Genomic DNA, 22,403 nt, shown 5'->3' with positions numbered 1-22,403 from the left:
ATCCTAAATGTAAATAAGATGATTATTTATTCAAGAAATTGAATTTATCAATATTTTTCAAAGCAATTCCCGTACCTCTTACTACCGCTCTAAGAGGGTCTTCGGCCACGAAAACAGGAAGCCCAGTTTTTTTAGTAAGTCTATCCGCCAAGCCTCTAAGCAAAGCTCCTCCTCCTGCAAGGTAGATACCCGTTTTATAAATATCTGCTGCAAGCTCTGGTGGGGTAAGGGAGAGTGTTTCCATTACTCCATCTTCTATACGAATGATAGATTTATCTAAAGCTCTTGCAATCTCTTTATAACCTACCATAATTTCTTTAGGCTTACCCGTAATAAGGTCTCGCCCTTGTACAGGGATATCTTCTATCTCTACATCCAGTTCTTCCACGGCTGACCCTACTTCTATTTTTACTCGCTCTGCCGTTCTTTCTCCAATGTAGAGATTATGCTGAGTTCTCATATAGTAAGCGATATCTCCTGTGAAAACATCACCAGCCGTTTTTACAGATTTATCACAAACGATACCTCCCAGTGCTACTACTGCAATCTCTGTAGTACCACCACCGATATCTATAATCATGTTCCCTTCTGGTTTTTGAACATCAATACCCACCCCTATAGCGGCTGCCATCGGCTCATAAATCAGTCTTACTTCTTTAGCATTAACTTTTTGTGCAGAGTCTCTTACGGCTCTTTTTTCTACCTCAGTAATTCCTGAAGGAATACAAATAACGATTTTCAATGCAGGCTGAAAGAGTTTTCCTTTGATTCCTGGAATCTGCTTAATGAACTCCTTAATCATGTGTTCAGAAGCATGGAAATCTGCTATTACACCATCTTTGAGTGGACGGATAGTCCTAATATCTTCGTGGGTTTTACCTTGCATTTGCTTCGCCTGTTCCCCTACGGCAATGGGCTTACCCGTGGTTCTGTCCAATGCCACGATAGAAGGCTGATCTATAACAATTTTATTATTATGTATAATGAGCGTATTGGCCGTCCCAAGGTCAATCGCTATTTCTTGCGTAAACATATCAAATAAACCCATAATACTTTCGGTATTTCTTTTTAAATCAAGTGTACAAAGATATATATTTTAAAGCCATTCCAAAATAATATTATTCAAAAAAAATGTTAATATTTATCACTGCTTATTTTCTTCTTAAATAAAATTTTAGGCATTTGTATTTGTTTTCTGGACCCGACAATCACCCATCAAAGCACTATAGAGTAGCTAGATAATGAAAATTCCATGTATTACAATAACACACTTTTCTTTCAGACCGTAATTTCCCTTTGTATATTTATTGTAAGTTCCTATATTTGTCCAAAAGCATTATTTTGAGTCCTGAACTGATTAATATCATTGGCTATTCTGCCTCTTTTTTTGTGGTCTTAAGTTTTGTACTGAAAGACCTAAAAAAAATTCGTGTAGTGAATTTAATAGGCTGTTTGTTATTTGTGGCATACGGTGTGTTTTCTGACTGGCTTTGGCCCATTATCATCCCGAATGCTATTCTTTGTGGTGTACAGCTTTATCATATTTTTGTTCGTAAATAGATGCTCGTTGTGAAAATCATTGTTTCGGCTTTTAGTAATCTTACCACAGATCAGCGTATTGAGAAGATCTGTAAAACACTGAGCGATAATGGTTTTAAAGTGCATCTTATTGGAAGCACATGGGGAGATGAAACACCTGTTACGAGAAATTATCCTACGGAAAAAATAAAAATAGTATCCCGAACATTAAAAACAGCATACCCTGAGTTTAATTTTAAGCTCTACCAAAGATTAAATACACTCATTACCAAAGATACCATATTGTATTGCAATGATTTAGACGCCTTATTAGCCCATCACCTCATCGCAAAGAAAAAAAACATCCCGCTCATCTATGATAGCCATGAAATTTTTACAGAAATGCCTTCAGTAAAGGGGCGTTTTACCCAGAAAATTTGGCAGTGGATAGAGAAAAGTATTATACCCCATATCCGTTATATGATTGCGGCATCTGAGAGTTATGCAGATTGGTTTGTGGAAAAATATGGAATAGTGCGTCCTACCATAGTACGAAATTTTCCACAAAAAAACTTTCATTTTTCAGAAATACGAAATTCGCCTAAAATCTTACTGTATCAGGGCATGCTGAACCCCTCAAGAGGATTAGAGAAAATACTATTGGCATTACCTGAGATAGAAAATGTAGTGTTGCATATTGCAGGAGATGGCCCTCTCCGAAAGGAACTGGAGATTTTGGTGCATGAACTGTCATTAGAAGAGAAAGTGAAATTCTTAGGGAAAATACCACCTAAAAAATTAGTTAAAATTACCAGAAATGCGGATATAGGACTAAGCATCGAAGAGAATAATGGACAGAGTTATTATTATTCCTTACCCAATAAGATATCAGACTATATACAGGCGGGAGTACCTATCCTTACTTCCTCATTTCCAGAAATGAAAAAAATAGTAACACAATATCAGGTAGGAGAAGTGATAGAAAACCATTCTCCCGAAGAATTGAAAAGTAAAATAGAGCAATTATTGGCATTAGGAAAAGGTTATTATCATAACCATCTTCGTATTGCGGCAGAAGAACTATGTTGGGAAAATGAAGAGAAAGCACTACTTTCTGTAATTCATCGGGTAAAAAAAGAAAACTTTGGTTAATTTTGCAAAATGACTATAGCAGAGAAACAAGCTGAGCTGATCAGTGATTTTGATTTTTTAGAAGACTGGGAACAGAAATATGAATACCTGATTGACTTAGGAAAAGGACTTCCAGCGATGGACGCCCAAGATAAAACGGAAGATAATCTCATCCGTGGATGCCAGTCTCAGGTATGGATGGCAGCATCTCTAAAAGATGGAAAAGTACACTACAAGGCAGATTCTGATGGTATTTTACCTAAAGGCATTGTAGCGTTATTGGTATCTATTTTCGATGGCCAACCTATAAAAGACATCTTAGATGCAGATTTTGATTTTATAGAAAAATTAGGGCTGAAGGAGTTTCTTTCTCCCTCTAGAGCCAATGGACTTTTGGCCATGACCAAACAAATAAAATTTTATGCTCTAGCATTCCAAGTGAAATCCTAATGAAAATTTTGGCTTACAGATTTTCTGCGTTCGGAGATGTGGCTATGGTGGCTACTGTACTGCGTGAGTTTTTGCATCAAAACTCGGGCGTGGAAGTGGTATTTGTAAGTCGTCCTAATTTTAAACCTTTGTTTGATGGTATTCCGAACCTTAAGTTCTATGCCGTGGATTTGGATAAAGTGAAAGGCATTTCTAAACTATTTCGCTTAGCTGCTCATCTTCATGCTACTTTTCAGCCGGATGTGGTGGCAGATCTTCATAATGTCATCCGAACAAAAGTTTTTAAATATTATTTTAGGTACAAAAGAATTCCGCTCGTCATCATTGATAAAGGAAGTAAACAAAAGAAAATTTTGACCCAAAGGGGAGCAAATCATTATCACCCTTTACCAACTATGCATGAGAGATATGCAGATGTTTTTAGAAAATTAGGCTTTTCGCTTACGCTTTCTCATCAGCTTCCAGAGAACTCCCGAGAGAAGAAAGGAATTGGTTTTGCTCCTTTTGCTCAGCATCAGGGGAAAGTGTTGCCTATGGAAAAATCTTTCGCCCTCACAAAAGAGCTGGCAAAATATGATAAAGTATATCTTTTTGGAGGCAGAGGAGAGGAAGAGCAAACACTCTTAGAATGGACAGAAAAAATTCCTAATACCGTTTGTACGGCAGGTCAATATTCTTTGGTAGAAGAACTGGAACTCATTGCTCAGCTTAAGGTGATGATTTCTATGGACTCTGCGAATATGCACCTCGCCAGCTGGGTAGGTACCCGATGTATTTCTATTTGGGGAGCTACACATCATTATGCTGGTTTTTTAGGCTATGGACAAAGCAAGACAGATATTGTAGAATGTAAAACTTTAGATTGCCGTCCGTGCTCTGTTTTTGGTAACAAGCCTTGTAAGAGAAAGGATTATGCGTGTCTTATGAATATAGAAATAGATGAAGTATTAGAAAAACTAGAAAAGTAAAAACCACCCGATAAAGGGTGGTTTTTTATTTGATTTTTTTTTATTTCTTTTTATTCAGTTCAGAACCTTTAATGGGTTTTGGAGCGTCATGGGTAACGAAAGTCATTTCTTCAATGAGGTTTCGGGCTCCCGCGTATTTATCTATAATCCACATGACAAAACGGATATCTACATTGATGGTTTTTTGGTATTCTTTCTCAAAGACGATGTCTCCTGAGAGTGCTTCGGAGTTTCCATCAAAGGCTATTCCTATGAGGTTTCCTTCTCCATCTATCGTTGGTGAACCAGAATTTCCGCCCGTAATATCATTATCTGAAAGGAAATTTACAGGAAGGTGTCCATTTTTATCTGCATATACCCCAAAATCTTTTAAAGCATTCATATCCAACACTTTTCTTGGCAAATCAAACTCTTCATCTCCTGCTTTATATTTCTTGACAAGACCATCCATCAGCGTGTAGTAGTTTTCATCGATGCCTTCATAATCTCTGTCTTTTCTTTTAGGAAGAGTACTTACTTTACCGAAGGTAATACGCATGGTGCCATTCGCATCAGGATAGAACTCTTTATTAGGGAAAGCCTTTCTTAACCCCTGAAGATAAAGTCTATTATTTTTTGCGAAATAAGCATCTACTTTAGCGTAAGCCTCTGCGATGGCTTTTTGTCCTTCTACAAATTTTCTTCCCAGCTGATACATAGGGTCAGCATCCAATTTTAATCGGTCAGGGTTTTGCATAAAAGCCAATACCGAAGCTTTATTAGCAAAGATAGAGCTATGAGCTTTTAGAGAAAGACTAGAAGCATCTTGGCTGGTTAATGCTTCATTCGCCAATGAAGATGTAATATTTTCCTGATACAGTCTCACCATAGAATTCAGCATTTCGCCCTCTAGCTGTTCATCGAATTCTTTATAAAATTCATCGATGGTTTTTAGAAGTTCAGGTTTCATTTTGATTCTATTTTGAAGCTCTTGCTTCGCATAAGAATCCAATAATGTTCCAAGGCGGTAAGCAATGCTAATGTACTTTACATTCATCTGAATCTGGGCATTGTACATTCTTTCTACATTTCTATCTTCTACCTGTTTATAGTAGCTATTGAGTGCCGTAAGCACACCACTGTACTTTTCATTTCCTGGCTGATATGCCCAGTTTCTGAATTCGTTTTCTAACGCTTGCTTTGCAGAGATGGTTCCATTCTGATACACCGCATCTATGGTACCTTGGCGGTTTTTCCAGTAGTTGGCCACACTGGCATATTGTCCTGCATAGTTCAGCTGTACCTTTTTCTGCTTATCCATATGCTTTTTCATTACGGTCATAGCAAGGTTAGACGCTTTTACCCACGCGGGATAGCTTTTGTTTACCAATTGTTCTAAACCATATGAAGTAAGGTAACGATTGGTTCTTCCTGGGTAGCCTATAATCATGGCAAAATCTCCGTTTTCTACACCTTTTAAAGAAATAGGGAGATGATGTTTTGGTTTCAGAGGTACATTGGTAGGGCTATATTCTGCAGGATTTCCTTTAGCATCTGCATACACTCTGAACATTGCAAAGTCTGCGGTATGTCTTGGCCATTCCCAGTTATCCGTATCTCCACCAAATTTACCTAATGCCGATGGCGGTGCCCCTACGAGTCTTACATCTTTAAAATCTTGATACACAAAATAATAAAATTCATTCCCTCCAAAAAAATCTCTTACTACTACGGTGTATTTTCCATTTTCAGAATTTTCCTTTTGAATGGCTTTGTATTCAGCATCGATGATTTTTTTTCTTTCATCGGCACTCATTTCGTCATTCAGTTGGGCATTAATTCTTGCTGTAGCATCTCCCATTCTTACTAAGAAACGAACGAACAAATCTTTGGAAACCAATTCGTCATTTTGTCTTTTTGCCCAGAAGCCGTTTTTTAGATAGTCTTTTTCTGGGGAGGAAAGTGCTGCTATGGCATCATATCCGCAGTGATGATTGGTCAGTATAAGCCCTTTTTCAGAGACTATTTCTCCAGTGCAGAAACCACCGAAACTCACGATACCATCTTTCAGAGAAGCCTGATTAATAGAATAAATTTCTTCGGGCGTCAGTTTAAGTCCTTGTTTCTGGAAATCCACTCCTCTAAGGCGTTTTATCATGGTCATTAGCCACATGCCTTCATCGGCTTTCACAGTGAGGAAGCTCATCAAAAATGAGCCAAGAAGTAGTATTTTTTTCATGTTTAACGAAATTTGTGAGCTAAAATAGGAATTTTTCTGAAAAGGTAAATATTTTTATTGGTTGAAACTAGACATTAAAAAGTGGGCTTCTAAAATCTGTCAGTATCCATATTATATAACGAAAAATTAAATACTTAGAAATGAAATTCCTAAGGAATATAGTATTTTTGCGGCAAAAATAGAACCCGTTGAAAAAGAATACATTCAAAAAAATACTTCGTATTGCAGGTATCTCATTGGGAACCATAGTGCTGATACTTCTTATTTTCATCTTTAGCTTGCGTTTTGGGTTTATGCAAAATTTCCTGAAGGACAAAGCTATTACCTATTTGGAAGAGAAAATAAAAACTCCCGTTGCTTTAGAAAAAATCTATATTGGTTTTCCTAATTCTATAGCACTAAAGCACCTCTACCTTAAAGGTCAAAAAGTGGATACACTACTCTACGCAGGAAGTCTAGAAGTGAAGCTGGATATGTGGGCACTTATGAATTCCAAAGCAGACATTACCTCCATTGCACTCCAAGATATGAATGCCCATGTGGTAAGAAATGAAGATGGTTCTTTTAACTTTGATTATATCATTGATGCTTTCGCTTCGGAAGAAAAAGAGGAAAAGAAGGAACAGAAACCTTTTGTGCTTTCATTAGATAAGATTGATTTGAAAGGCATTAAGGTAGCATTCACTGATTTACAAGCTAAAAATAATCTTAAAATTCATCTTCATCATTTTAATACTCGTGTACAAAAATTTGATTTAGAGAACAATGCCTATGCTATTGGAGATATCCTTTTGGATGGCTTGAAACTCCACCTGAAACAAGACATGGTACAAGAAGTAGCTGAAAAAGTGGAGAAAAAAGTAGATTCTCTCAATCAGAAAAAACCCATGCAGCTGGCACTTCGCAGAATACAGCTGAAAAATTTTGATATCGGTTTTGATGATGAAAATTCTAAAACCTTTGCCAAAGTAGCTTTCCAAGAGCTAAGCACGAAGGTAAATAAATTAGATTTAACCGATAATAAATTTGATATTCAGTATCTTAAACTGAATAAAGCAGATATTGATGCTCGGCTTTTTTTGACTCAAAATAATGATACAAACAAAGCTGAAGCTCCAGATAAAACCACTGAAAATAACACGCCTTTCCTCAAGCTGAATACCTTACAACTAGATGATGTAAAAGTAAAGTATGCCAATACAGCTGCTGCCCCTGCACGGAGTGGTATGGATTTTAATCACTTGAATTTCAGCAAACTGAATTTTGAAATGAAAAACTTCGTCATGAATAACGGCGAGTTTACTGGTAAAATAAGATCAGCAGAAATAACAGAAAGTAAAGGGCTGAACATCCAAAAATTGCACACGGATTTCGCATATAAAAATAAAGAAGCCTACCTTAAAAACCTCGTTCTACAAACGCCTAATACAATACTGAGGGAAGAACTAAAACTCACTTACGCATCTGTGCATCAGTTTTCTAATAATATAGGTGAAGTGCATATTGCTGCCCATCTTCCGAACACCAAAATTGGGTTTAAAGACATTCTTCTCTTCGCTCCTGACCTTAGAAACACCGCTCCTTTTAATACCTATCCGAATGCTGTTTTGGCACTGAATGCCAGAGTAATGGGAAAAGTGAATGATTTGTCTATTCATGAATTACAGGCTTCAGGAATCGGAGATTTGAAGGTATCCATGGCAGGAAAATTAAAAAATGTCACTCGCCCTGATGCTTTTTTTTATGATTTGAGAATGAAGCATCTCTCCTCTTCTGCCCAAACTTTACATGCCATTTTACCGCCTAATACCATTCCGAAAAATATCTCACTGCCTACACATTTTACCCTCTCGGGGAATGCCAAAGGCACCACTAAGCATGTGAATACTCTGCTCAATCTCCAATCTACGGACGGAAATACTCAGCTCATGGCTCAAGTGGATATGCGTAAGAAAAATGCTGAAACATATACGGTACAAGCAGATCTGAACCAACTGAACATTGGAAAAATCATTCAGAATAAAGATATGGGCATGATCACTGCAAAGCTCAATGCCAAGGGGCAAAGTTTTGATGTGATGAAAGGAAATGCGGATATCCAAGGGCAAATTCAGGCGTTGGACTATCGTCATTATCGATATCAAAATATTCAGTTAGAAGGAAAGCTGAGAAAAGGTGCTTATGCACTCCAGATGAATTCTAAAGACCGTAACGCAAATCTAAATCTCACCGCACAAGGCGTGTATAATGAGAAGAATCCTACCATTAAATTAGATGCTTCGATAGAGAAATTAGACCTTCATCAGCTCAATTTCAGCCAAGACCAGTGGGCCATTGCAGGTAAAATTCAAGGAGATTTTGATAATCTGAATCCTGATACACTTAATGGAAATCTTCTTTTAGACCAATTTGCCATTGCAGATGGAAAAGAGGTTTTTCCGTTACAGCCTGTGCGTATCTCGGCAGTTTCCACTCCTGAGCAAAACCAGCTCATGCTTCGTTCTCAAATTGCCGATGTTGATATGAATGGGAAATATAGATTGACTCAAATTTTTGGTGCTTTACAGCATACCCTGAACAAGTATTACCAATTCCAAAAGCAATCTGATTTACCCAAAATTACTGAAGGACAATATTTCACCATTGACGCAAAAGTAAAAGATGATGCACTCATCAGAAAATTTGCTCCTGAATTAAATAGTTTTGAAACCCTACATCTTACAGGGAATTATCAAGCAGACACCCAAAAAATAGAACTGGATATACAGATTCCTCAGTTGGATTATGCTAAAAATAAAATAGAGCAAGGAAGACTGAAAATTGATAATGAAAATGAAGCCTTACAATATGCTCTTCATATAGACAAAGTAGGGACGGAGAACATTACACTGAACAAAATAGACTTATCAGGAAATATTGCAGAAAACAAGATTACCTACCTGCTCAGCACCCAAGATGAAAAAGGTGTAGAGCAGTTTCTCATCGCTGGAAATGCCGAAAAACAAGGGAATGATACTCAGATTTCTCTCAATACGGACGGACTTAAGCTCAACTATGATGTATGGAATGTACATCCTGAAAATAGATTACAATTCGGGAAGGCAGGTATTTTGGCGGAAAACTTTATTCTTTCACATCAGGGAAGCCAAATTGCTATTCAGTCTGAAACAGCTACCCCAAACAGTCCATTGAATATTTCAATTCAGAATTTTAAGATACAAAGCATTACCGAAATGCTGAAAAAAGAAGCATTACTGGCAAAAGGAAACATTAATGGAACGGTAAGAATTAGTAATTTACAGAAAAATATGAATTTCAATGCCGATGTTCAAGTTTCGGAATTGGAAATGTATGATAGTGCCATAGGCAATATAGATATCAAAGCGGAAAATACATCTGCAAATGTCATCAATACCCTCGTTCAGCTTACGGGTAATGAAAATAATCTCCAGTTGGCAGGTGATTTTAATACTTCCAATCAAAGTTTTGATATGATACTCAACATACAGCAGCTTCAGATGAAATCCGTACAAGGGTTTAGTGCTAAAGCAATTCTAGATGCAGAAGGTTTTCTTTCAGGGAAACTTGATATTAAAGGAAATGCTAAAGCTCCACAAGTTCTAGGAAAAATAGCATTTAACAATGTAGGAATGACCATTGCTAAAACGGGAAGTAACTTCAGAAAAATCAATGATGCTATTCTCTTCCAAAATGATGGACTGAAATTTAACCAGTTCCAGCTGAAGGATACGCAAGGCAATGCACTTACCATAAATGGAAAAATAGCTACTACAAACTACCAAGACTTTGGGTTTGACCTGAAAGTAACCGCTGATGATTTTAAAGTAGTAGATGCTGAGGAAGACCAAGAAAAAATGATGTATGGAAAACTCGCCATTGATGCGAATCTCAATATCAAAGGGAAACTAGACCTTCCGAAAGTAGATGGTAATCTCAGCGTAACCGAAAGTACTGATTTTACTTTTGTACTGCCTCAGAGTTCCCCATCATTAAAAGACCGTGAGGGCATCGTAGAATTCATAGACCAAGATAAGGTAGTACTCAATGAAACCATAGCTACCGAAATCAATTCTCAGACAGAGATTAAAGGAATGGATGTAAGTGTAAATATCGCCTTGGATAAAAATGCGAAGATGTCTATCCTTATAGATAAATCCAACGGAGATTTTGTAAAACTCCAAGGGGAGGCAGAGCTTACAGGAGGGATAGACCCTAGTGGAAAAACTACACTGGTAGGAGTGTATCAGGTGGAACAAGGAGCGTATGAAATGTCTCTCTCCATGCTGAAAAGACGCTTTGAAATAGAAAAAGGAAGTACCATCACCTGGACAGGAGAGCCTACGGCTGCCAAGCTGAATCTTACCGCTGTCTATACCACCAAAGCAGCACCACTAGACCTTCTTCAGCAGCAACTGACCACAGAACAAATGAACTATTATAAACAGAGAATTCCTTTTAACACTGAACTAATACTTAAAGGGGAGCTGATGAAGCCTATAATTACCTTTGACATTACCGTAGATGATGAGGTAAGCACCATTTCCCGCGAAGTGCTAGACAACACCAAAACAAAGCTAGAACAGCTGAGAAGAGATGAAGCCGAAATGAATAAACAAGTTTTTGCATTGCTTTCTCTGAATCGTTTTGTGGGCGAAAATCCTTTCCAATCAGAGTCTGGTCAATCTACAGGAACCATGCTGAGGCAGAGTGTAAGCCAAATACTTTCCCAGCAACTGAATAATTTGGCATCAGACCTCATCGCTGGGGTAGATCTTTCTTTTGACCTAGATTCTTATGAAGACTACTCTACAGGAAATAAAAATACCCGAACAGACCTCAATGTAAATCTTAGTAAAAACCTACTTAATGATAGACTGAAAGTAACCGTGGGTTCTAATTTCGGGGTGGAAGGAAATGCCCGACAAAATGAGCAAATGACCAATATTGCTGGAAATATTAATTTAGATTATTTAGTATCTAAAGATGGAAGGTATAAGCTAAGAGCTTTCAGAAAAAATGATTATCAGGTAGCCCTCCAAGGGCAAATCATTGAGACAGGGGTAGGCTTCGTGCTGACACTGGACTACGATAAATTCAAGCATATTTTCCTTCAAAATAAGTATAGGAAAGAAGTGAAAAAAGTAGAAAAAAACCAGAAAAATAATGAAGAAAAAAAATAATACTTATCCATACATTTTAGGAGCTACACTTGCAGCTTTTCTTTTGCATAGCTGTAATACGCGCTATCTTCAGGAAAATGAACTTCTCTATACCGGAGCGGATGTTAAAATTAAAAATGATACTTTAAAAAAATCTAATGCCAAAGCCTTACAAGCAGCACTGGAAAGCCAGCTCACGCCTAAGCCTAACAGTTCTTTTCTAGGATTAAGACCAAAACTTTGGATTTATAATATCACTCCAGAGCCTACTAAAAATAAAGGGCTTAAGCATTGGCTCAAAAATAAAGTAGGCGAAAAACCCGTATTGCTAAGCCATGTAGATAGAGACTTTAATCAGCAAATTATAGAAAACTATGCTGAAAATAAAGGCTATTTCAACGCTAAAGCCTCTTATGATACCATTACCCATGGTAAAAAAGCAAAGGTAGAATATACTCTACATACGGGGGCTAGGTATAAGATTTCTAATGTAGTATTCCCTGAAGATTCTTCCCTCATTTCTAAAAAAATAGCTAATATTCAAGGACTTTCTCTACTGAAAAAAGGACAACCTTTTGATTTAGACATCATCAAAGCAGAAAGGGCAAGAATAGACAATAAACTGAAAGAACAAGGGTTTTATTATTTCCACCAAGACAATATCATTGTTCAGGCAGACAGCACTGTAAGCCCGAACGCAGAGGTGGAACTCATTGTAAAACTCAAAGAAGATGCACCTAAACTCGCAAAAGAACAATTTACCATAGATAATGTCATCGTTTTTCCAGATTATAATATAGCAGATGTAAGGGAAAATAAATATTCTATTCCCGTGGCAATAGATTCTGTAGAAAGATATAAGAATTTTTATATCGTGGATCCCAAGAAAAAGTTTAAACCCATGATTTTTGATAGGGCGTTGTACTTTGAGAAAGGAGATTTGTACAATCGTACAGACCATAATTTAACGCTCAATAGACTGATCAGTTTGGGTACTTTTAAATTCGTGAAAAATGAATTCGTGAGAAATGACAGCTTAAGGAATTCTTTTGATGTCTATTATATGCTGACTCCTAAAGAATTACAATCTCTGAATGTAGAGGTATTAGGAAAGACCAATTCTGCGAATTATGCAGGGTCTGAAGTGAATCTTAACTGGACGCACAGAAATGCTTTCAAAGGAGCAGAGCATCTCAAAATTAATGCCTTTGGAGGAGTGGATATTCAGATGGGGGGTGCCAAATCTCAGACCCGAAGAGAAGGAAATATTATGCGTTTTGGAATCAAATCAGAACTTTCTATCCCGAGAATCATAGCTCCTTTTAAGTTTACTACCGCAAGTGCCTTCGTCCCAAGAACCAACGCAGCCATTGGATATGAATTTGTAAATAGAACCAATTGGTATAGACTGCATAATTTTAATGCTTCTTTTGGTTATGTGTGGAAGGAGAATGTCCGTAAAGAACATCAGCTTAAATTAATAGACATTACGCTGGTAGAGCCTAAAAATGTTACCGAGGCATATCAAAATTATATTATGGATAAGCCTTATTTGGCAAGAGCGATAGAAAGACAGCTCATCTATGGTCCCATTTACTCCTATACTTACACCAATACCATGACTCCGCAGGTTTCTACCTTTTATTATAGAGGGTTGCTAGATTTGGCAGGAAACCTTTCAGGACTCGCTTCGGGAGCGAATGTAAAACAAGGAAAACAGCGAAAACTTTTTGATATTCCTTTTAGCCAGTATGCCAAAATGGAACACGATTTTAGATTTTATCATAAAATCAATGATGCACATAGTCTGGCCACGAGGTTCGTAGGTGGCTTAGCATTGCCATATGGAAATTCAGAGTTCGTTCCTTTCGCGAGGCAGTTTTTTGCAGGAGGAGCCAATAGTATAAGGGCTTTTAGGGCAAGAACATTGGGTCCAGGAAGCTATGATCCAAGGACAGACAACGGTACTCAGTTCTATTTTGACCAAGCGGGAGATATCAAACTGGAACTTAATGCAGAATATCGTGCGAAGCTGTACAAATTCTTACACGGAGCAGTTTTTGCCGATGCTGGAAATATTTGGCTGGTAAATGAAGATGCTTCTCGCCCTGGGGCAAAATTTTCAAAAGATTGGATGAAAGAAATCGCTGTAGGGGCAGGGATAGGTTTAAGATTAGATTTTTCTATATTGCTCTTAAGGCTAGACCTTGCTATACCGCTGAGAGTACCTTACTATCCTGAAAATGAAAGATGGAGATGGAACCATATTCATCTTGGTAACCAACAATGGCGAAGAGATAATCTCATGCTCAATATTGCAATAGGGTATCCATTCTAATGTACCATCATAATTCAGTTCCCCCAGAGGAACATTTAATGGCACAGCTAAACAGCTATATAGTTTTAAAAAAATAAGAAAAAATGAAGAAAAAAATCACATTTTATAAGGAAGTTTTAATGGATGCTTTCAAAGAATGGAACCAATCTGATGTGAGTAAAGATGCCATGAGTTTGGCTTACTCTGCTATTTTTTCCATTCCAGGTTTACTCATTATCGTCATTTGGGTAGCGGGGCTTTTTCTTGGTGAGGAAGCCATTCAAGGAGAAATTAGTAGCCAAATCAGTGCAACGATGGGAGAAGATGCCGCTAAAAGCATTCAGGATATGATTCATTCTAACATGGTAGATAAAGATAATATCTGGATGAAAATCATAGGAATATGCGGTTTAGTTTTTGGTGCTACTACGCTTTTCTTTAGACTCCAAAAATCATTGAATGACCTTTGGAGAGTAAAGCCTTCCCCCAATAGAGCCTTCTATACCTTTATTACAGACCGAGCAAACTCTCTTGGAATGATACTCATCATCGGGTTTCTGATGATTATTACTATGCTTTTTACCACCCTGATAAGTTTACTGAATAATATTATTACTCAGTATTTCGGTTTTGAAACTTATGCCCTGATACAGGTAGTAAATTTTACGGTAGGCTTTCTCTTAGTAACGCTTATTTTCGCTTTAATATTTAAAATATTACCTGATGTCAATATTAAATGGCGTGGCGTGTGGGCAGGAGCCTTTTTCTCTTCCATATTATTTACCATTGGCAGGTTTGCGTTAAGTTATTATTTTGCAGAATTTAAACCTACCTCTGCTTTCGGGGCGGCAGGAACCGCCATTCTTATCATGATGTGGGTCAATTATTCTTGTTTATTACTTTTTTTCGGGGCCGCTTTTACCAAAGTATATTCAGAAAAAAAAGGATGGAAAATTCAGCCTTCCGAACATGCCGAATGGGATAGAGCTCAGCTTCAGGCAGATGAAATTAGGAAAGAGGAAGAAGCATAGATTATTTCCATCTACTCCATTTTCCATCTGTATTTTTAGGGGACATGGTACTCATAAGGGTACGAAGTTCAGTCATATTCACCGTACCATTGTTCCCTGCATTGAAAATCTCAAAAATCTCATTGGCTTTCGTATCTAGAAAAAGATTGATGGCATAATTTTGCTGGAAAGAGTTTTCGAAAACTTTGAGCATCATCAGTGCATCTGATAGGTATTTCTTCGCCTGAACATTGTTTTGACTATGCATATTGTCTAGTCCATTTCTGTGGTATTTATAGAAAGCTTCTCTCAGTGCGTTATTTCCACTATTCATGAGATGGTCTATCAGTGCACCACGCGTTCTAGGCCCATCTATCATAGACCATCCCTGATATCCTCTATTCACTGAATTTCTTGCAGTGGTCTGTGCCTTTTGGAAGGCCGCCTGTCCTCCTCTGTTTTGGAAACTATCCCCATCATAGCCAAGTACTAAATAAATATAGAAACTCACCAAATCTACTAGGTTTTTCCCAGAAAATTGTCTTTCATTAAACACGAGGTTTTCATTTTCTACATACTCAAAGGAGACATTAGCATCATTAACATTGATGAGAGGAGATTCATAGGTAGTGCCGTACACTGGTCTTACGGCTTGCACTACCAGACTTGCCATGAATTTATTCCCTTCTCTTCCTGTGATGACAAAAGCAAAATTGGCCTTTATTTTTTCAAAATTTTGAACTTTCTTTCCCATCCAGCTGGTTTTATTAATATAATCTTTCAGACTTTTTTCCAAATTCTTATATACCTGCTGATTACTCCCCGCTATTTGCTGTGCATTTACTGTAACATTGGCCATGATTTCTTGAGTTTTTCCAAAGAAAATCATCCCAAAAAGAAAACAAAAAGTGAATATTTTATTTTTCATAGAACTCATATATAATTATTGATGCTACTTTGAGCGTCCTAAATTAAGAATTAAAAAATGAAAAAACTGATATATGCTATAAAAGTTTGCTAAGTTTTAAGATTTTAGCAAATAACGAAGTATTAAAAAAAATCAAAAATTGTATATTGAAATAAAAACCACAGCTATATGCTGTGGTTAATTTTTTAAGATTTATCCTCTGCTTTTCTGAAGTAGATTTCATCATCTAGCCATTCTTTGATGGCTACAGAAGTAGGCTTAGGAAGTCTTTCATAGTGTTTAGAGATTTCTATTTGCTCTCTATTTTCAAAAACTTCTTCTAAGCTGGCATTGTGAATCGCAAATTCATCTAATTTTTCGTGTAGCTCTGTACGAACTTCCGCATTAATTTGCTCGGCTCTTTTTCCCATAATTACAATGGCTTCATAGATAGAGCCTACTTTGTTCTCTATCATATCTCTGTCATAAGTAATGGTATTGAGCTGTGCTATATTTTTATTATTTTCCATAAAGAAAAGAATTTACATAATGGTTTAGGGGTACAAAGATAGTTATTAATTTTGAATTGGTAAAGAGATGCCCGTTGGGGGTGTATTGATTTTCACACTGTCACTGAGTGCTTTTTGGGTATTCCTCATCTTTTTTTCAGCTTCTTTTTGGGAGAGTCTTGCTTGTTTTTGCTTAAATTTTTCTTCGTTATCTTGTATTTCTTTTTTCAAAGCTTGAAAACGAGCTTTTTCTTTTTCTAATGAAGTAATCATGTGTTTCGCTTCGGTGGCATAAGAAGAATTAGGAAATTCTTTTTCCACTTGTTTTGCAAAAAGACTTGCCGCTTCTAGCCTATCCTCTTTGAGGTCAAAAACAGAGTTCATTGCCAATTGGTATTTAGAATCTAGCTGGATACCCATCGCTTTTTCTTTTAGTTTAGTTGCAGGGAAATCATCCATAAAATTTTCCATGGCAATATCTGCTGCCTTATAATTTGCCATTTTATAATATTGCCTTGCGTTTTCAAAAGCCTTAAACTCTAATTTATATGAAAGCTCATCAATAAGTTGATCTATATTTTTTGCTTTTTCAGAATCAGGATAACGGTTAATGAAGTTTTGCAATTCATTTATTGCTTGCTCTGTACTGGTTTGGTCTAGGTTATAGTCCATAGAGCCTTGGTAATAGCAAAGAGCGGACATATAGGCAGCTTCTTCTCTTCTAGCATCTTGAGGGAAAGAGACAGAAAAGTTTTTAAACTGATGCCCAGCGATTTGGTAATTTTTATCATAGTAATTTGCATACGCACTATTGAAAACCACATTGGGTGCATCATCTGTTCCTGCTACTAGATTGGTAAGTCTTTCATAAAGTGCCAATGCTTTAGACCATTTTTTATTCGCAAATTGTTCATTCGCTACAGTAAGAATGAATGTTTTATCAGCACTTTTTAAGGCTTCATCTTGTCGGCTTTTACAGCTGACGATAGTTGCTAAAGCGATTAGTAATAATACGGTTTTCTTCATGCTTTCAGTTAAATACGCTATGATTTTCGTAATCCACGGACAAAAATAGGGAATTTGATACAAATAAAAATAGTGGAAAGGTGTATTTTAAGAAAAATTTAGTATTGCGAAAAACAGAAGAATATTTTTCATGTATGCAGATTATGAGAATATTCTGGTAGGAAGAAAGTAAAGCCGTCTATGAGGTGATTATTGTTTTATCCATCGGAATCATTATCTTTGCTTCAAAATTGAATTATTTTTGAGGGAATTGGCATAAAAAATGCCATATACTCCGATGACTATTACAGAATAAACGAAAAATAATTATGCTTTTACAAGTAGATTCTACCGCTGCAGTAAATGCCGTAAAAGATACGGCTTCAGAAGTTTCTTTCTCTTTTTGGGATATTATGTTTCATGGTAATTTGTTCGCGAATATCGTAATGATTGCCGTATTACTTTTGGGAATGTTTTCCCTTTATATTTTTATAGAAAGATTTTTGTACATCAAAAGACATCTTAAAATAGTAGATAAAAACTTAGTAGATAATGTGAATGATTTCCTTGCGGAAGGAAATATTCAAAAGGCGATAGACTACTGTGAGAGACAAGATACCCCTGAGAGCAGAGTGCTTTCCAAAGGGGTTTCCAGAGTAGGGAGACCTCTGCAAGATATCCTTAGTGCTATGGAAAATCAGTCCCAGATAGAAGTGGCCAAACAAGAGAAAAACCTCAATCTATTAGCAGCAGTGCCCAGCCTTGCACCTATGCTGGGTTTATTAGGAACAGTGATAGGTATTATCATGGCGTTCTTTAATATGTCCACGGCTGAGGGAACCGTTTCTCCAAAAACATTATCCACAGGTATTTATACTGCATTAGGGCATACCGCAATGGGGCTTGCTGTAGCCATCCCCGCCAACTTTTTTTATAATTTACTGCTGACACAGATTGATAAATTCGTTCTTAAGATGCAAAATCTTTCTGCAGACTTTTTAGATATTATCAATAAACCATAACCTCCTTAGGGCATTGCCTCTGGATTATTCGTATTATTACAATGAAAATTAACCGTAGAAATAAAGCCAATCCCGAATTTTCACTCGCCGCAATGGTGGATGTCATTCTGCTTTTGCTCATTTTTTTCATGGTAACATCTGCGGCCTCTAATATTAGCCAAATAGATGTTCAGCTTCCGAAAACCAGTACAGAAAATACGGGTATTAATGATAGAACAGCAGTAAGCATTAAGCCTGATGGTACATTTTTCATCGATGATGAGCAAGTGGAAAGACAGATTTTAGAACAAAAACTAGTTCAGAAACTTCAGGGAGAGGTAAACCCTGCATTCATCATTCGTGCAGATGAAAATACCTATCATAAAGATGTAGTCTTTGTGATGGAAATTGCTGAAAAACATAAATTTAATATTGCTCTGGCTACTACTAAAGAGCAAAACTAATCACTAAACTTCCTTTATGATGCAATATACAGCCAGAAAAGAGGTTAGAAAAAAAGAAAAAAGACTGAGTGCTGCCCTTACACTTTTGATATGGGGAAGCATCATGCTATTCTTTTTTCTGTATCGCATCTCCATGCCTAAAGAAGAGGATAAAACAGAGGTGGTTACTACTATGCTCATCAATTTTGGTGATAATAGAAATGGAAAAGGGGTAGAAGAACCCATGGAACAAGAGGGGAGCAAGGTGAAAGCTGACGCTATAGAAGCTCCTACACCTTCAGTAACCCCAGAACCTATGGTAAAAAAAACAGAAAAATCCCCCAAAGAGGATAAAATCATCTCTGGAAAATCTGAAAAATCTACCATAAAGAAAAACGAACCCAAAGAAAATACACATAAAAATACCGACAAAAACACAGCTACTAAACAGAAAAATAACAAGAAAAATACAGGAACACCTACAACTACAGGAGTAAAAAAATCTTCGGCAAGCGGTGGAGATGGTCAGGGAAATGCTGCTGTGGGGAATCTTATTCGGGGTAGAGGTACGAAGCCTGGTTCTCAAGGGACGGGAGAAGGAGTAGGCAATGCAGGAGACCCACTGGGAGGAGATGGATATGGAGATAGCCGTGTAGGGGTAGATAGAAAATTAGTAGGTTTCATCCCTGGTACCATGGGAAGGGGAGGGAGTCATCCCGCTCATAGCTGTTCTGCCACGGGAACCATTGTCATTGCTTATACTGTGGACAAAAACGGAAAAATAATTTCTGCACGAAGAGCCAGTGGGGTTACGGATCCATGTATAGTATCTACCGCCACAGCTTGGGTAAAGCAATTCGTAAAAGCAGAGAAAGCCAATTTTTCTTCTACCGGAACTTATAAGATTTCTTTTTAAAAGAAATGATTTAGAGTACATACTGTTACTCTAAGAATGGTAATTCATTATTCTCTGGTTTTTTTGTGTATCTTTGGGACGATTTTAAATTATTTAGAATGAAAAAAATAATCATTACAACATTGGCAATTTTAGTATCCCAAATGGGATTTGCACAAGTTTCTCTCGATGGAAACAAATTATTAAAAGATGGACAATCCTATAAGTTCAAAGAATACGAACAAGTGTTTAATAATGCAGAGGCTAAGGTTTATTTCAAAAAAGCGAGAACCAACAAAACCGTAGGAGATATCATTTCTTTCACGGGAGGATTTGGGCTTGGTTTTGGATTAGCAGGGGTTTTGTTTGCACCTCAATATAGCACAAGTAGTGCGTCTGGGCAAAAAATTAAAAATGACAAAGGAGCGTATTGGGCAATGCTAGGAGTAGGAGCAGGACTTATCGGGGTTAGTATTCCGTTTTATGTAGGCTATGGTAAAAACGCATCAAAAGCTGTCGCAATAGAAAACGATACCGAACCTGTGAGTTTCAAACCATATTTCAAAGTGGAAAGTAATGGCTCTAATATAGCACTGAGTTATAATTTTTAGTCCTTTTTTCTAACTTTATCCTTATTTCTGTAAATTAAATTCAAAAGAGTTTTATGGCAAAGCAAGACGATATTTTCAAAAAGGTGGTTTCCCACGCCAAAGAATATGGATTCATTTTTCCGTCCAGTGAAATTTATGACGGACTTTCTGCGATTTATGATTATGGACAAAATGGAGCAGAACTAAAGAATAATATTAAACAATATTGGTGGAAAGCCATGGTGCAGCTCAATGAAAATATTGTAGGGTTAGACTCCGCCATTTTTATGCATCCTACCACTTGGAAAGCTTCTGGACATATCGATGCTTTTAATGACCCACTTATTGATAATAAAGATTCTAAAAAGCGTTTTCGTGCCGATGTTTTGATTGAGGATTACTGTGCAAAATTGGAGGACAAAGCCCAGAAAGAAATAGAAAAAGCAAAGAAAAGATTTGGCGATAGCTTTGATGAAGCCCAATTCGTAAGCACTAATACGCGTGTATTGGACTACAGAGAAAAACAAAAAACAATTCTTTCTAGAATGGCAAAATCTCTGGACAATAATGATTTAGCAGATGTAAAAGCCTTGATAGAAGAATTAGAAATTGCAGACCCAGATACGGGGTCTAAAAATTGGACGGAAGTGAGGCAGTTTAACCTCATGTTCGGGACAAAACTGGGAGCGGCAGCAGAATCGGCAATGGATTTATACCTTCGTCCTGAAACGGCACAAGGGATTTTCGTAAACTTTCTTAATGTGCAGAAAACCTCAAGACATAAATTACCATTCGGAATTGCTCAAATCGGAAAAGCATTTAGAAATGAGATTGTTGCAAGGCAGTTTATTTTCAGAATGAGAGAGTTTGAGCAAATGGAAATGCAATTCTTCGTACCTCCAGGAACAGAGCTGAAATTCTATGAAGAGTGGAAGCAAAAAAGAATAAATTGGCATTTGGCACTTGGTTTAGGCGAAGAGAATTACAAGTTCCACGATCACGAAAAATTAGCTCACTATGCCAATGCCGCTGCAGATATTGAGTTTAAATTCCCATTCGGATTCAAGGAACTGGAAGGTATTCACTCTAGAACGGATTATGACCTATCAGCTCACGAACAGCATTCGGGAAGAAAGCTCCAGTATTTTGACCCAGAGCGAAACGAAAGCTATGTGCCGTATGTGGTAGAGACCTCCATCGGTTTGGATAGGATGTTCTTGGCATTGTTCTCTCACTGCCTCAAAGATGAGGTGTTGGAAGATGGCTCAGAGCGTACGGTATTGTCCTTGCCACCGGCGTTGGCACCTGTAAAAGCAGCGATTTTACCACTTGTAAAAAAAGACGGATTACCAGAGTTTGCAGAAAAGATTTTCAATGATTTGAAATACGATTTCAATATTATTTTCGAGGAAAAAGATAGTATTGGAAAACGATACAGAAGACAAGACGCCATCGGAACGCCATTCTGCATCACGGTAGATCATGATTCATTAAATGATAACACAGTAACACTCCGAGAGAGAGATACCATGAAACAGGAGCGAGTACCCGTATCAAAACTCCGAAGAATCATTGATGAAAAAGTGAGCTTTAGAAACCTTTTAGCGAAGATTTAAAGCAAGAAAAATTAGTTTGAAACAATATTTTATTAGATAGGGCTTAGTTATGTCTAATTAAAAGACCGACACAAAATTCTTGTCGGTCTTTTTTGTGTAAAGCTATCTCCACTTCCGAGTAAAAAGTAGAGAGAACAAAGTGTAATAAATGTATTAACTGTTACTCCTTGAATAGATCAAGAAAATCTTTATCAAAAGAAAAGAAATTCACATATATATTACCATCGGTGGTATATTCTGCCGTATATGCTACATCAATTTTTTCTCCTAATATGGAAATCTCTGCTTCACATTCACAAGATTTTAGTTCTTTATTTTGTCCTATTGTTCTGATGTTTTTGAAAGAAGGAGTTATTGAAGTATCAAATTCTTCTTTTGCTATCTCAGCTGCCGTTTTTATTACTGCTACATCATCGCATTTGAGAGCTTTCTTTGAACAACTTGTAAGTAGACATCCTATTGTAAGGATAAAAAATAACTTATTTTTCATTTTTCTTTATTTTTAAAATGGCAATGTGGTAAAAAATGGTACTTTTATAATTGATAAAAAATGCTTATATTTCGCACATTGATTGGAAGAGGAAACAAGCTCTGCTGAGGAATAAGCGAGAAAAAGCGAATAGCTTTTACGAAGGTTACGAACAT

General features: G+C 37.0%; 18 protein-coding genes. 12 read left to right on the top strand and 6 right to left on the bottom strand.

Going from position 1 to position 22,403, the window contains the following annotated elements; genetic code table 11:
- Positions 1–22: 22 nt before the first annotated feature.
- Positions 23–1,048 carry a rod shape-determining protein gene (locus HMPREF9699_RS02090; protein ID WP_002661998.1) on the bottom strand — a complete coding sequence of 342 codons (1,026 nt, stop codon included), beginning with the start codon at positions 1,046–1,048 and terminating at the stop codon, positions 23–25.
- A gap of 275 nt (positions 1,049–1,323) precedes the next feature.
- On the opposite strand from HMPREF9699_RS02090, the gene HMPREF9699_RS02085 reads away from it, so the two are divergent.
- The 4 genes from HMPREF9699_RS02085 to HMPREF9699_RS02070 are packed head-to-tail and all read left to right on the top strand — an operon-like array spanning position 1,324 to position 4,067.
- Positions 1,324–1,560, top strand: a complete 237-nt coding sequence (locus HMPREF9699_RS02085) for a uroporphyrinogen decarboxylase (RefSeq protein ID WP_407641239.1) — start codon at positions 1,324–1,326, stop codon at positions 1,558–1,560.
- A complete protein-coding gene (locus HMPREF9699_RS02080; RefSeq protein WP_002661996.1) occupies positions 1,561–2,670 on the top strand; it encodes a glycosyltransferase in 1,110 nt (369 codons plus the stop codon).
- 9 nt (positions 2,671–2,679) lie between these two features.
- On the top strand, positions 2,680–3,099 hold the full coding sequence (locus HMPREF9699_RS02075) for a SufE family protein (RefSeq protein WP_002661994.1): 420 nt from the start codon (positions 2,680–2,682) through the stop codon (positions 3,097–3,099).
- Positions 3,099–4,067, top strand: coding sequence for a glycosyltransferase family 9 protein (locus HMPREF9699_RS02070; protein ID WP_002661993.1), 969 nt, complete (start codon positions 3,099–3,101; stop codon positions 4,065–4,067). Before HMPREF9699_RS02075 ends, HMPREF9699_RS02070 begins: the two co-directional genes overlap by 1 nt.
- A 40-nt stretch (positions 4,068–4,107) precedes the next feature.
- Here HMPREF9699_RS02070 and HMPREF9699_RS02065 read toward each other — a convergent pair whose 3' ends face one another.
- Positions 4,108–6,285, bottom strand: a complete 2,178-nt coding sequence (locus HMPREF9699_RS02065; RefSeq protein WP_002661991.1) for a S46 family peptidase — start codon at positions 6,283–6,285, stop codon at positions 4,108–4,110.
- 188 nt (positions 6,286–6,473) lie between these two features.
- Between HMPREF9699_RS02065 and HMPREF9699_RS02060 the strand changes: the two genes are divergently transcribed.
- The 3 genes from HMPREF9699_RS02060 to HMPREF9699_RS02050 all read left to right on the top strand — a co-directional run bounded on the left by HMPREF9699_RS02060 (position 6,474) and on the right by HMPREF9699_RS02050 (position 14,813).
- Positions 6,474–11,486, top strand: coding sequence for a translocation/assembly module TamB domain-containing protein (locus HMPREF9699_RS02060; RefSeq protein ID WP_002661989.1), 5,013 nt, complete (start codon positions 6,474–6,476; stop codon positions 11,484–11,486).
- Positions 11,470–13,803, top strand: a complete 2,334-nt coding sequence (gene tamL / locus HMPREF9699_RS02055; RefSeq protein WP_002661987.1) for a translocation and assembly module lipoprotein TamL — start codon at positions 11,470–11,472, stop codon at positions 13,801–13,803. The genes HMPREF9699_RS02060 and tamL overlap by 17 nt, the downstream gene beginning before the upstream one ends.
- Positions 13,804–13,886: 83 nt before the next feature.
- Positions 13,887–14,813 carry a YihY/virulence factor BrkB family protein gene (locus tag HMPREF9699_RS02050; RefSeq protein WP_002661985.1) on the top strand — a complete coding sequence of 309 codons (927 nt, stop codon included), beginning with the start codon at positions 13,887–13,889 and terminating at the stop codon, positions 14,811–14,813.
- A gap of 1 nt (position 14,814) precedes the next feature.
- Here the strand turns inward: HMPREF9699_RS02050 and porD are convergent, their stop codons facing one another.
- The 3 genes from porD to HMPREF9699_RS02035 form a co-directional block, all read right to left on the bottom strand.
- Positions 14,815–15,720 (bottom strand): type IX secretion system protein PorD, encoded by a 906-nt coding sequence (gene porD / locus HMPREF9699_RS02045; protein ID WP_034986055.1) that lies wholly within the window; start codon positions 15,718–15,720, stop codon positions 14,815–14,817.
- A gap of 185 nt (positions 15,721–15,905) precedes the next feature.
- Positions 15,906–16,229, bottom strand: a complete 324-nt coding sequence (locus HMPREF9699_RS02040) for a DNA-directed RNA polymerase subunit omega (RefSeq protein WP_002661981.1) — start codon at positions 16,227–16,229, stop codon at positions 15,906–15,908.
- A 45-nt stretch (positions 16,230–16,274) separates the two neighbouring features.
- Positions 16,275–17,234 (bottom strand): outer membrane protein assembly factor BamD, encoded by a 960-nt coding sequence (locus tag HMPREF9699_RS02035; protein WP_002661980.1) that lies wholly within the window; start codon positions 17,232–17,234, stop codon positions 16,275–16,277.
- 308 nt (positions 17,235–17,542) lie between these two features.
- Between HMPREF9699_RS02035 and HMPREF9699_RS02030 the strand changes: the two genes are divergently transcribed.
- The 5 genes from HMPREF9699_RS02030 to HMPREF9699_RS02010 all read left to right on the top strand — a co-directional run bounded on the left by HMPREF9699_RS02030 (position 17,543) and on the right by HMPREF9699_RS02010 (position 21,758).
- The gene (locus tag HMPREF9699_RS02030) at positions 17,543–18,235 is read left to right on the top strand and encodes a MotA/TolQ/ExbB proton channel family protein (RefSeq protein WP_002661978.1); all 693 of its coding nucleotides are present in this window, start codon (positions 17,543–17,545) and stop codon (positions 18,233–18,235) included.
- 41 nt (positions 18,236–18,276) lie between these two features.
- Entirely contained in the window at positions 18,277–18,678 is a 402-nt protein-coding gene (locus HMPREF9699_RS02025; protein WP_002661976.1) for an ExbD/TolR family protein, read from the top strand.
- Between the two features lie 19 nt (positions 18,679–18,697).
- Positions 18,698–19,573 carry a hypothetical protein gene (locus HMPREF9699_RS02020; RefSeq protein ID WP_002661974.1) on the top strand — a complete coding sequence of 292 codons (876 nt, stop codon included), beginning with the start codon at positions 18,698–18,700 and terminating at the stop codon, positions 19,571–19,573.
- A 98-nt stretch (positions 19,574–19,671) separates the two neighbouring features.
- Positions 19,672–20,163, top strand: a complete 492-nt coding sequence (locus HMPREF9699_RS02015; RefSeq protein ID WP_002661973.1) for a hypothetical protein — start codon at positions 19,672–19,674, stop codon at positions 20,161–20,163.
- A 53-nt stretch (positions 20,164–20,216) separates the two neighbouring features.
- The gene (locus HMPREF9699_RS02010; protein WP_002661972.1) at positions 20,217–21,758 is read left to right on the top strand and encodes a glycine--tRNA ligase; all 1,542 of its coding nucleotides are present in this window, start codon (positions 20,217–20,219) and stop codon (positions 21,756–21,758) included.
- 160 nt (positions 21,759–21,918) lie between these two features.
- On the opposite strand, the gene HMPREF9699_RS02005 is transcribed toward HMPREF9699_RS02010, so the two are convergent.
- Positions 21,919–22,248: a hypothetical protein gene (locus HMPREF9699_RS02005; protein WP_002661969.1), complete on the bottom strand. Its 330-nt coding sequence runs from the start codon at positions 22,246–22,248 to the stop codon at positions 21,919–21,921.
- Positions 22,249–22,403 lie beyond the last annotated feature (155 nt).

It is taken from the genome of Bergeyella zoohelcum ATCC 43767 (assembly GCF_000301075.1).
Lineage (GTDB): Bacteria > Bacteroidota > Bacteroidia > Flavobacteriales > Weeksellaceae > Bergeyella > Bergeyella zoohelcum.
This window is presented reverse-complemented; position numbering and strand designations above follow the sequence as displayed.